The organism is Paraglaciecola sp., from assembly GCF_030730205.1.
GTDB lineage: Bacteria > Pseudomonadota > Gammaproteobacteria > Enterobacterales > Alteromonadaceae > Paraglaciecola.
On record NZ_JANQVQ010000312.1, the window covers coordinates 17,314 to 29,539 of the forward strand.

The 12,226-nt window shown below is 43.4% G+C and carries 9 protein-coding genes; 7 read left to right on the plus strand and 2 right to left on the minus strand.

Translation table 11 applies throughout. From position 1 onward, the window contains the following. Nucleotides 1-21 precede the first annotated feature (21 nt). On the minus strand, nucleotides 22-1,191 hold the full coding sequence (locus NWQ57_RS20540; protein ID WP_306024055.1) for a DNA-binding transcriptional regulator: 1,170 nt from the start codon (nucleotides 1,189-1,191) through the stop codon (nucleotides 22-24). Between the two features lie 182 nt (nucleotides 1,192-1,373). On the opposite strand from NWQ57_RS20540, the gene xylB reads away from it, so the two are divergent. From xylB to NWQ57_RS20555, 3 genes are all read left to right on the plus strand, one after another. Further along, nucleotides 1,374-2,837 (plus strand): xylulokinase, encoded by a 1,464-nt coding sequence (gene xylB, locus NWQ57_RS20545; protein ID WP_306024056.1) that lies wholly within the window; start codon nucleotides 1,374-1,376, stop codon nucleotides 2,835-2,837. A gap of 140 nt (nucleotides 2,838-2,977) precedes the next feature. Further along, nucleotides 2,978-4,297: a xylose isomerase gene (gene xylA / locus NWQ57_RS20550; RefSeq protein WP_306024057.1), complete on the plus strand. Its 1,320-nt coding sequence runs from the start codon at nucleotides 2,978-2,980 to the stop codon at nucleotides 4,295-4,297. Between the two features lie 243 nt (nucleotides 4,298-4,540). Next, nucleotides 4,541-5,419 carry a sensor domain-containing diguanylate cyclase gene (locus tag NWQ57_RS20555; RefSeq protein ID WP_306024058.1) on the plus strand — a complete coding sequence of 293 codons (879 nt, stop codon included), beginning with the start codon at nucleotides 4,541-4,543 and terminating at the stop codon, nucleotides 5,417-5,419. 91 nt (nucleotides 5,420-5,510) lie between these two features. Here the strand turns inward: NWQ57_RS20555 and NWQ57_RS20560 are convergent, their stop codons facing one another. Then, nucleotides 5,511-6,890, minus strand: coding sequence for a sugar porter family MFS transporter (locus tag NWQ57_RS20560; RefSeq protein ID WP_372340958.1), 1,380 nt, complete (start codon nucleotides 6,888-6,890; stop codon nucleotides 5,511-5,513). A gap of 392 nt (nucleotides 6,891-7,282) precedes the next feature. Between NWQ57_RS20560 and NWQ57_RS20565 the strand changes: the two genes are divergently transcribed. From NWQ57_RS20565 to NWQ57_RS20580, 4 genes are all read left to right on the plus strand, one after another. Further along, nucleotides 7,283-8,752, plus strand: a complete 1,470-nt coding sequence (locus NWQ57_RS20565; RefSeq protein ID WP_306024060.1) for an MFS transporter — start codon at nucleotides 7,283-7,285, stop codon at nucleotides 8,750-8,752. 56 nt (nucleotides 8,753-8,808) lie between these two features. Then, a complete protein-coding gene (locus NWQ57_RS20570; RefSeq protein ID WP_306024061.1) occupies nucleotides 8,809-9,828 on the plus strand; it encodes a glycoside hydrolase family 43 protein in 1,020 nt (339 codons plus the stop codon). A 172-nt stretch (nucleotides 9,829-10,000) separates the two neighbouring features. Beyond that, a complete protein-coding gene (locus NWQ57_RS20575) occupies nucleotides 10,001-11,146 on the plus strand; it encodes an endo-1,4-beta-xylanase (RefSeq protein ID WP_306024062.1) in 1,146 nt (381 codons plus the stop codon). A gap of 131 nt (nucleotides 11,147-11,277) precedes the next feature. Continuing rightward, nucleotides 11,278-12,226 (plus strand): DNA alkylation repair protein (locus NWQ57_RS20580; protein WP_306024063.1); only part of this gene is annotated, 949 nt, incomplete at its 3' end.

The window sequence follows — 12,226 nt, forward strand, 5'->3', positions numbered from 1 at the left end:
CACAACGAAGCCCTTCGAAAATTATTTACCTGCCCCATCTCGAAATTCACGTGGTGTTTGGTCAAAGTGCTTTTTAAATACCGCATACATATATTGCAACGAAGGATAACCACAGACCTGCGCTACCTCGTTAGTTGAAATATTCTCATCTGCTAATAATTTACATGCTCTGGCTAATTTTTCATTATGGATCTCAGTATGAATACTGTGGTCGCGTTCCTCACGAAAACGCTGTTCTAAATTCGAACGTGATACACCCACATAGTCCAACACTTGCTCCACTTTTATACCTCTGCACGCATTTTGACGAATATAGTGCATCGCTTGAATAACATAAGGGTCTTTCAACGCTTTGAAATCAGTCGACTGCCGTTCTGATACCCCAGCAGGTGGCACTAACACTCGACGACTTTTTAAATTAGGATTTTCAAGATTACGATGCAACAACTTAGCCGCTTGGAAGCCCATATCAAAACAGCCTTGAGTCACACTACTTAAGCTGATTCGACTTAGATAACGTGCTATATCATCATCATCAATGCCCACAATTGAAATGTTATCAGGCACCAGTTTGCCAATTTGTTCACAGGCTTGCAGTAGATGACGAGCACGTGCATCGGTTACAGACACGATACCCACCGGATTAGGCAAGCCTTGGATCCAATCCGTCACACGATTCATGGTGTATTGCCAAGTTTCTGGACGAGTTGGATGCCCCCGATACACCGAACAATCGTAACCGTCATTTTTACATAATTTAACCATTGCACGTTCGCGTTCAAGCGCCCAACGATGGGTTTTATCAAGCGGTAAACCATAAAAAGCAAAGCGCTCTAAACCCTTTTTCTTTAAATGTTCATAGGCGGCTTTTACCACCTCATAATTATCAGTTGCCACGTAAGGAACGTCTGGATAATCTTCTTCATTTGAATAAGACCCGCCCACGCCAATGACTGGCACATTGGCATTTACTAGGGCTTTTTGAATGGCGGGATCGTCAAAGTCGGCAATAATGCCGTCGCCACTCCACTCTTCAATATGCTCTAGACGAGCTAAAAAGTCCTCTTCTAGATAAACATCCCAATCCACTTTAGACGATTGTAAATAGTGACCAATTCCTTCTATCACTTGGCGGTCATACACTTTATTAGCATTAAATAAAAGACTGATACTGTGCCGAGCTTGATACATAGAGACTCCAACAAATCGATTTATGTTTTTTAGTATTCTGCAACATTATTGTTACATATGACTATAATGGAAGCGAGTAGAATTATTATGTTATTTCGTTATTTAATTTCGTAATCAGTCCTACAACTCTCTAAAAATAATACTCTCTGCTAGTATCCTCAAAAAATTCTAGAGGACTTACTATGTACTTAGGCGTCGATCTCGGCACTTCTGGCGTTAAAATAGTGTTAACAAATGCAAGCGGAGAAATCGTAGATACCAGCTCCAGCAGCTTTGAAGTCAGTCGACCAAAACCGCTTTGGTCAGAGCAAAACCCCCAAGATTGGTGGACCGGTTTTTGTCAGGCTATGGATAAACTCAGTGCAAACCATGATTTATCAAAGGTACTTGGCCTTGGCTTATCCGGACAAATGCACGGCGCGACCTTACTCGATGACGCAAATACAGTCATTCGTCCGGCTATTTTATGGAATGACGGTCGATGTGAAGCGCAGTGTAAAGAAATTGAAGCAGAGGTTGCGGATGCTCGTGAACTTACCGGCAATATTATTATGGCTGGTTTTACCGCACCAAAACTGCTTTGGGTAAAACAACATGAACCTGCAAATTTTGCACGTATCGCCAAAGTATTGCTGCCAAAAGACTATTTACGTTTTTTACTAACGGGTGATTACGCAACTGATATGTCAGACGCGGCCGGCACCATGTGGCTAGATGTAAAACAACGTACTTGGCACACAGGGTTATTAGCAGCCTGCGGTTTAGATGAATCACATATGCCCCGTTTGTTTGAAGGTTCAGATATCACTGGCACACTTAAATCAGAAGTGGCGGCACGCTGGAATATGTCAGCGATACCAGTAATCGCCGGTGGTGGTGACAACGCGGCTGGCGCCGTGGGAGTCGGTATAGTCAAACCAGGTCAAGCGATGCTGTCGCTGGGTACTTCAGGCGTATATTTTGCCGTTACTGATGGCTTTACTGCGAATCCTGAGTCAGCAGTTCATAGCTTTTGTCACGCCCTACCAAACACCTGGCATTTAATGTCGGTCGTACTGAGCGCCGCAAGTTGTTTGCAATGGTTTGCCGATAACATTGCCAAACGCCCAGTGCAAACCTTATTGGATGAGCTCGATAACACTGACATCAATCTAGAACATTGTCCTATTTTTCTTCCTTATTTAAGCGGTGAACGCACACCACACAACAATCCGTTTGCGAGTGGCTCATTTTTTGGCTTAAACCATTCTACTGCCCAAGTGAACTTAACCTATAGCGTATTGGAAGGCGTCAGTTTTGCCTTTGCCGATGGTGTAGAGGCATTAAATAAAGCGGCGGGTGAGGCTGACGAAATTACGTTAATCGGCGGTGGAGCTAAAAGTCGTTACTGGCGTCAATTATTGGCGGATGTGCTCGCACGCCCAGTCAATTATCGCACGGGTGGCGATGTAGGCCCGGGCTTAGGTGCGGCAAGGCTGGCACAAATTGCCATCGATACTGACCGTACTTTGCAAGAAATTTGCCCACAACCTGCGCTTGAAAGTATCTTCGAACCCAACAATGAACGAGTTGCGTTATTAAAGATAAGACGAGAACAGTTTCAACAAATATACGTTCAATTGGCGCCCCTAATGAAGCAGCACTAAGCAGTAGAGAAGCGTTTGATAACAAAAAAGCAACAAAAAGCACACTAGTTAATTAAGAAAACATAATTGTTAGCCTGTCAGTGAAACTGCATGATAGTGCTAACCGAATCATTACATTTTTATCATTTTAGGAGCGCCTCATGGCTGAGTATTTCAAAGATATTTCCAAAATCCAATATGAAGGGACAGAGTCAACTAATCCTCTTGCCTTCCATCATTACAACCCTTCAGAAGTTATCTTGGGTAAAACCATGGCCGAGCATTTGCGCTTCTCTTCTTGCTACTGGCACAACTTTTGTTGGGATGGTAGCGACGTATTTGGCCAAGGTGTATTCGGACGCCCATGGTTACAAGCGGGCGACGAAATGCAACGCGCCAAAGAGAAAGCCAATGTCGCCTTTGAATTTTTCTCAAAGTTAAACGCGCCTTACTACTGTTTCCACGATGCCGATGTCGCGCCGGGTGGCAAGTCAATTAAAGAGTACATTAATAACTTCGCTGAAATCACCGATGTGCTTGAACAGAAACAAGCTGAAACAGGCATGAAGTTATTGTGGGGTACAGCTAACTTGTTCAGCCATCCACGTTATGCTGGCGGCGCAATTACCAGTCCTGATCCTGAAATTTTTACCTACGGTGCAACTCAGGTATATCATGCAATGAACGCCACTAAGCGTTTAGGTGGCGAAAACTACGTATTGTGGGGTGGTCGTGAAGGTTACGAAACCTTACTCAACACTGACCTTCGTCAAGAGCGTGAGCAACTAGGTCGCTTTATGCAAATGGTAGTTGAGCATAAAAACAAAATTGGTTTTAAAGGTGCGTTGTTGATCGAGCCAAAACCACAAGAGCCGACTAAACATCAATACGACTACGACAGCGCTACGGTATACGGCTTCCTTAAGCAATATGGTCTAGAGCAAGAGTACAAAGTAAACATCGAAGCAAACCACGCTACTTTAGCGGGCCACTCTTTCCATCACGAAGTCGCTACTGCGGTTTCTTTAGGTATTTTTGGTAGCTTAGATGCTAACCGAGGCGATGCACAACTAGGTTGGGATACAGACCAATTCCCTACCGATGTGCCTGAATTAACCTTAGTCATGTATGAAATTTTGAAAGCAGGCGGTTTCACTACTGGTGGTATGAACTTTGACTGTAAATTACGTCGTCAAAGCTCTGATCCTGCAGATATGTTCCATGCTCACATTGGTGGTATGGATCACTTAGCCTTATCGTTACGTAAAGCCGCTGCTATCTTAGAAAATGACTTCTTGGCTGATTGCGTTAAACAACGTTATGCAGGCTGGAGTGGCAACCTTGGTAAGGCGATTCAAAATGGTGAGCATAGCTTGGGCTCATTAGCTGACTTCGCTGCTGCCAATAATATTCAACCTAAACACCTTAGTGGTCAGCAAGAATTGTTAGAAAACAAAATCAACCGCGTGTTATTCGGTTAATCCTTCGTTTTGTGTTGTCCCGTGAGTAAATGACTGTGTCCCATTTACTCGCACTTTTACAAGGCCTCATTTGAGGCCTTTTTTTTTGCTATATTGTTAATATTGAATAGTAACAATTGAAAATTTATGCTGATGGGGGTACTTTGCTAGCGATGTTGATAGTTAGATTAACAGCATGCAGTTGCTCGTTACCACACGCTATTTTAAGGCCCCTTCTCCCTAGTATCAGGACCAGCACCTATCATGAAAATTACCCCTCTTCTGCAGCTTGAAGATGTCTTGGCCCTTATCCTTGACGCGGTGTGTGTTGTCGATAAAGCAGATACTTTTATTTTTGTGAGCTCGGCATTTGAACACATGTTTGGTTATTTGCCGGCGGAGGTGATTGGCCGCTCTGTTTTTGATTTTGTGTATGTTGAAGATCGTCAAAAAACAGCCAAAACCGTAGCTAGCCTATTGTCAGGAACAACCCAGTCTAGTTTTGAAAACCGCTGGTTACATAAGTCAGGCAAAATAGTCGATGTTTTGTGGTCTGCGAGATGGTCAGAACAGCATCAAGTCAGGATCGCAGTTGCTCACGACATCAGTGAACGCAAACAAATGGAACAGCACCTAGAATATTTAGCTAAACATGACTCTCTCACCTCCTTGCCCAACCGAGCCACAGTAAAAGAACGTCTACAAAAATGCTTGAATGGCGCTAGAGTTAACGATGCCAATTTCTATGTGCTGTTTATCGATGTCGACAAATTTAAAGCGGTCAACGATAACTACGGCCACACTCTGGGTGATCGGGTATTAGAACAAATAGCTCAACGTTTATTACATTGTGTTCGAGACTCCGATACTGTTGGCAGGATTGGAGGCGACGAATTCATTGTCTTACTTAATAATATTGCCAATACAGACACGGTAATGAATGTGGCAGAGAAAATGTGTCGTGCAGTGGCCCAGCCTTTTATATTTTTAGGGGTAAGCCTAGACCTTTCTTTGAGTATTGGTATTGCGGCTTACCCCGATCACGGCGGCGACAGTGAAACCTTATTACAATTAGCAGATGATGCGATGTTCAAAGCCAAAAAAGCGGGTGGCAACAGAGTTAACCTGCATGTAAACCCATAAGGCTATAACGCGTAAACACTGTTCCCATCAAGCAGAATTGGTCATAAAAAAGGCCGCTAATTAGCGGCCTACTTGCTCCAAAAACCAGAGGCTAACCTTGCATATCTTCCAGCTCTCGGCCTTTAGTTTCGTACATATATTTAGCAATAAACAAAATAGAAATACCAGCACAAAGGGTGTAAAAACCATATGCTCCTGCCAAGCCAATACTTGCTAACATAATAGGGAAGGTCATGGTGATACCAAAATTTGCGCCCCATTGAAACAAGCCTGCAACCGCTAAACCAGAACCGCGAATTTGATTCGGGAACATTTCACCTAACATCACCCACATCACCGGCCCCCATGACAAATTAAAGAAAAACACATAGGCATTGGCAGAAATCAACGCAAAGGTGCCCATCTCACCTAAGTCAAGATTGCCGTTTAGGTCTAAATCCGAATTCATAAAGGCAAACACCAAACAGCCAAGCGTTAGGGTCATGCCGACTGAGCCAAGTAGCAAAAACGGTTTACGCCCTACTTTATCAATCAAATACATAGTGATTACACAGGCTGCAATACTCACTGCACCGCTGATGATGTTAATCAATAGTGCATCTGACTCTGAAAAGCCCACCGCTTGCCACAATACCGCACCATAATAAAACACCACGTTAATACCGACTAATTGCTGGAATACCGCCAAACCAATGCCAATCCACACAATTTTACGGACCTTACGGGTTTGTGTGTCGAGTAAATCGGCCAACTTAGGTTCGTGACGGTCTCCAGCCAACGACTGCTGAATTTCAACTAACTTTTGCTGGCCTTGCTCAGCACCATATAATCGAGCTAACACCACCGCAGCTTGTTGGTCTTTTTTACGCAGGACTAAGTAGCGCGGGCTCTCTGGGATGAACACTAAAAAAGCTAAAAACAATACCGCTGGCACTAACTCAATCCAGAACATCCAGCGCCAAGCAGCAAAGCCGAGCCAAAACTCCGCGGTAGATGCTCCAGCAAAATTAGCTAATAAATAATTACTCACAAAGGCCGCGAATAAGCCGGTAATAATGGCAACTTGCTGAATGGATGATAAACGTCCACGTAAACGCGCTGGAGCAATTTCGCTGATGTAAGCGGGCGCCATAACGGAAGCGGCGCCCACTGCCAAACCACCAATGATGCGATATACAATAAACTCCATTGAAGAACTGGCAACACCCGAGCCCCACGCGCTCAGAATAAATAACATGGCAGTAGCCAACAACAACGCTTTACGGCCATAACTGTCAGCTAATCTTCCGGCGGTAAATGCCCCCACTGCGCAACCTAACAACATACTTGCCACATTAAAGCCGGTACCAATATCATTTGAGTTAAACGTTTTTTGCAATCCATCGATGGTGCCGTTGATCACGCCACTGTCAAAACCAAACAAAAAACCGCCTATGGTTGCCACCATGCTCACTAATACAATAAAGAGCATATTCTCACTTTTTGGAGTATTCAAACGCCTACCTCTTTTATAAATTGACAGAAAAAACAGTGCATCACAGCATACTCAAGTTGTCAGTTCAGACAACCAGATGTTAAATGACTGTGAAAAAACATAATGTTGAATTGAAAAATAAGGGTACTAATTGGCAAGTTTAACAACGACGTCGTTTTTGCCTCTTGTATAACGAATGGGCTAACTTTTTCCGCAAGCACAGATTACGGGGCTGATGATTTTGTCAAGCCTTGTTCCCCCGACTCCTAACGAACAAAAATAGTACAACAGGGAACATAAAATAATGCAGAAAGCGAAAATAACAATAACCAAAAACCACCAACCCGATACAATTCGACCATAACAAAAAAACTACAAATGACTTACATATGAATCAGCAAACCGAAAAGTTAAGCGTTATTGAAAAAGTGGGTTACAGCTTAGGTGATTTAGCGGCTAATTTAGTCTTTCAAACTCTCGTTACTTTTATCGCTTTCTTTTACACCGACGTATACAAAATACCCGTTGAATCAGCGACTAAGGTCATTTTTATCTGTGGTTTGCTCGCCGCTTTCTTTAACCCATTCATGGGCATGATCGCTGACAGAACACAAACGCGGTGGGGTAAATTTCGTCCGTGGATTTTATGGACCTCTGTCCCCTTCGGTGTGCTTGCCCTATTAGCCTTTAGCACCCCAGACTTTGGTCCCGACGGGAAAGTGTATTACGCATTTATTACCTACATGTTATTGCTTTTAGTGTATTCAGCTAACAATCTGCCTTACGCCGCCCTCAGTGGTGTGATTACCGGCAACATGCAAGAACGTAATAGCATGTCCTCTTATCGTTTTGTGGCGGTGATGATTGCGCAGTTTATTATTCAAGTATTGCTTCTTCCGCTGGTACTCATTGCGGGGGATGGCGACAAGGCCATCGGTTTTGAAAAGGTTATGACCTTTTTATCAATTGCCGGCATCATTATGTTTCTCATTACCTTTTTTACCACCAAAGAACGGGTTGTACCTACCGACGAACAAAAATCTACGGTATTAGAAGACATCAAAGATTTAATGGCTAATCGCCCTTGGATCATGATGTTAATCATCACCATCTTAGTGTTTGTGACTTTGGCCTTAAAAGGCGGCATGTACATCTATTATTTTGAAAACTACCTCGACGCTGGACAGATTGCTGCCTTTTTGCAAAACATTGGGTTTAACAGTTTTATTAATGGCGTAAACGCTGGATTAACTGGCTTGGGTTTATCTGAGTTTCATTGGCCTGAAGATCCGGCCACCTCTGGCTTTAGTTTATTTAATGCGGGCGGGATCATCTTCATGATCATCGGTATTGGCTTTTCTAAGTCCTTAGCGGATAAATTTGGAAAGCGAGAAGTGTTTGGTGCCTCATTGTTTTTATCCACGCTATTTATTTTAGTGTTCTACTTCTATCCTGCCGATGCTATTGGTTTAGTGTTTACCTCACAAATATTGCACGGCTTCTTTTATGGTATTTCGACCCCTTTATTGTGGGCGATGATAGCCGATGTGGCAGATTACTCAGAATGGAAAACCCATCGCCGTGCTACTGCAATCATCTTCTCAGCCATGATCGTAGGCTTAAAAGTGGGTTTAACGTTAGGCTCATCTATTCTGTCGAGCATATTGGATTACTTTAATTACAGCGCAGACTTAAGCACCCAGTTACCTGACACTATTAATGGCATTAAATTGTCAGTTAGTGTGTTTGCGTCCATTCCATTTTTCTTAGCCGTGGCGTGTTTATTTGGCTACAGCATCAATAAAACGATGGAACAAAAAATTGAAAAAGACTTAGCTGCACGTCGCCAAGTTAACTAATTCATCCTCTTTATATGCCGTCTGTTTGAGACGGCGATTTTACCAAGTGAGTTTTTATGTCTGAAGAATTACTACCTCAAGAAGCCTTGCAAGCCCTAAGAGCAAAGGCGATTTCACAGCCTTTAGTTGACAACATTTACACCGCGGATCCTTCGGCGCACGTGTTTGATGGCAAGATTTATATTTACCCTTCTCACGACATCGAAGCGGGCATTCCCTTTAATGACAACGGTGATCACTTTGGGATGGAAGATTACCATGTGATTTCGATGGACTCACCTGATAGCGTGGCAGTCGACAACGGCGTAGCTCTGCACGTTAAAGATGTTCCTTGGGCGGCCAGACAGATGTGGGCACCTGATGCAGCCAAAAAAGGCGATAAATACTATTTCTATTTTCCCGCCAAAAAAGCGGACGATATATTTCAAATTGGCGTAGCAGTAGGTGATTCGCCCATCGGCCCCTTTGTGCCACAGCCTGAACCGATACAAGGGAGTTACACCATCGACCCGGCCGTATTCGAAGATGACGATGGTCAGTACTACATGTATTTTGGTGGCATATGGGGCGGCCAATTACAACACTATCGTAATAATCAATATGATGCGTCTTTGGCTGAGCCTGCAGATGACGAAGCCGCATTAGGGCCAATCATTGCGCGTATGACTGACGATATGCTGGAGTTTGCAGAAACTCCCAAAGAGATCGTAATCCTAGATGAAAATGGTGAACCGTTGCTTGCGGGTGACCATGAGCGTAGATTTTTTGAAGCGTCTTGGATGCATAAATATCAGGGTAAGTACTACTTCTCATACTCAACCGGTAATACCCATTTGTTGTGTTATGCCATTGGCGATAACCCATATGGGCCCTTTACCTACGCAGGCAAAATTTTAGAGCCTGTGCTTGGCTGGACAACCCATCACTCAATTGCAGAATATGAAGGCCGCTGGTATTTGTTTTACCATGATTCAAGTTTGTCTGGAGGCATTACCCATTTACGCTCAGTAAAAATGGCCGAAATTACCTACACAGAAGATGGATTTATCAATACCTTAATACCTTATCGTGCATAAACATCTCACAGTGGCCTGATTACCCAATCAGGCCACTGCCACCAATCGCACTTACAAAAATTTAATAACTAGCTTACAAATAGTCACAATATTCGAATGTGATTAAAGTCCTTACACTCCTCATTTCAACATTGATCATTTAATTACCTTTAACTTTAATAAGAGAGATAAAATGAAAGCTAAGCACTTCCGCTCGCTCGCTGTAAGCGCCATTACGTGTATGTTACTCAGTGCTTGCAGCAATACCGCAAGCGAAACGCAAACACCTCAGCTGAGCTTAAAAGACGCTTTTAACGATAGTTTTTTAATTGGCACTGCGCTGGGCAATGCACAACTTATGCAGCCAAAGCCACTCACCTCGCAATTAGTGCAGCAACAATTTAATGCGGTGACCCCCGAAAATGACATGAAATGGGAACGTATCCATCCAAGCCCGAATACCTTTGATTTTGCCGCAGCAGATAATTTAGTCGCCGTTGCCGAACAAAATAATATGTATATTACCGGCCATACTTTGTTGTGGCACAGCCAAGTACCTGATTGGGTATTTGAAGATGACATGGGACGCGAAGTCAGTCGCGATGTATTACTATCTCGCTTAAAACACCATATTGATACCGTAGTAGGTCGCTATAAAGGACGTATCCAAAGCTGGGACGTAGTAAATGAAGCGTTAAATGAAGACGGCACAATGCGCGAGTCAAAGTGGTACAAAATTCTGGGCCCAGAAATGCTCGAAAAAGCCTTTGAATACGCACATGCTGCTGACCCTGACGCACAATTGTATTACAACGATTACAATTTATTTAAACCTGAAAAACGCGCTGGCGCAGTTCGTATCATCAAACAATTACAAGCAAAAGGTTTACGCATTGATGGTATTGGCATGCAAGGCCACTACGCCTTCGGCTACCCCGATTTAAACGAAGTGGAAAACTCTATAGTTGCCTATGCAGCCACTGGAGTGAAAGTCATGTTTACTGAATTAGACGTCTCCGTTTTACCCTTTCCAGAAGAAGCGGAAGCTGGGGCAGATGTGAACCAAAACTTTGCCTTACAAGAAAAACTGAATCCGTTTATAAACGGTATAAGTGCTGAAGCAGATGCCACCTTGAGCCGCACTTATGTGGATTTATTCTCTATTTTCTTACGCCATAAAAAAGACATTAGTCGTGTGACCTTTTGGGGCACAGACGACGCAATGACATGGCGTAACGATTGGCCAATGAAAGGTCGCAGTGACTACCCCTTATTGTTTGATCGTCAAAGTCAGCCTAAGGCAGCCTACTTTAAGGTGCTTGCTTTGGCTGAAAAATAAGCCATCGATTTGGCCGGCCATATAAGCAGTGTATATGGCCAACTTACTTTAATAAAACCCGCCAATGATGTTGACCTACGTCGCCGCGCAATAAACAATGCCGCAAGTTTGTTGATATTTTGCCAGCCCTAATGAAAAACCAAATAAATCACCGCGCCGTTCAACATATTGCACGCTGCCTAAAGCAAATAGACAGCCATTTTGCTCACCAAGATTTTTATCAGCAAGCCATTATTGGTTTAGACCATCTCGAGCTAAAACAGCGTGTTAGCCACGTAATAACAGCATTACACCGATATTTACCCGCAGAGTTTACTCAAGCTGCAGCCATACTCAAACAATTGCCCAATGTGTGGCAAAACAATGACCCCAACAGCACTATCAGTCGTTTTGCCGCATGGCCACTCATTGACTATGCCAGTGTATATGGCCTGAGCCATCCACACATTGCCTTAGACCTGCTTAAAACCTTGACTCATTTGTTCAGTGCTGAATTTGCCATTCGTCCTTTTATCATTGAACATCCTGACTACTGCCACAGTCAGTTTACGCTTTGGCTGAAACATGAAGATGAACACGTACGCAGATTGGTTTCGGAAGGTACTCGTCCACGTCTACCTTGGGGCATGCAACTCAAGGAATTTATGTACAATCCACAGGCTAATTTGCCCTTTTTAACCGCTTTGAAAGAAGATGAAAGCATGTATGTCAGGCGTTCGGTAGCCAATCATCTAAATGACATCAGCAAAGACAACCCTGAGGTAGTAGTTAATATTTGCCGAAGCTGGCTGGGCAATGCTAGCAACAATGATAAGGTACATTGGATAATTAAACATGCGACGCGTAGTTTGGTTAAAGCGGGCGACCAAAAGATATTAAATTTACTAGGCTACCCATCGCACACCCAACTCGCACCAATTGAATTAACGCTCTCAAAAGAAAAACTGCACCTAGGTGACTCTCTTGAATTTCACTTGGAACTTAGCTCCACTAGTAGTGAATCACAAAAATTAGTGATTGATTTTGCTATTCATTTTGTCAAAGCCAACGGCCAACAAAAAGCCAAAGTGTTTAAATTAA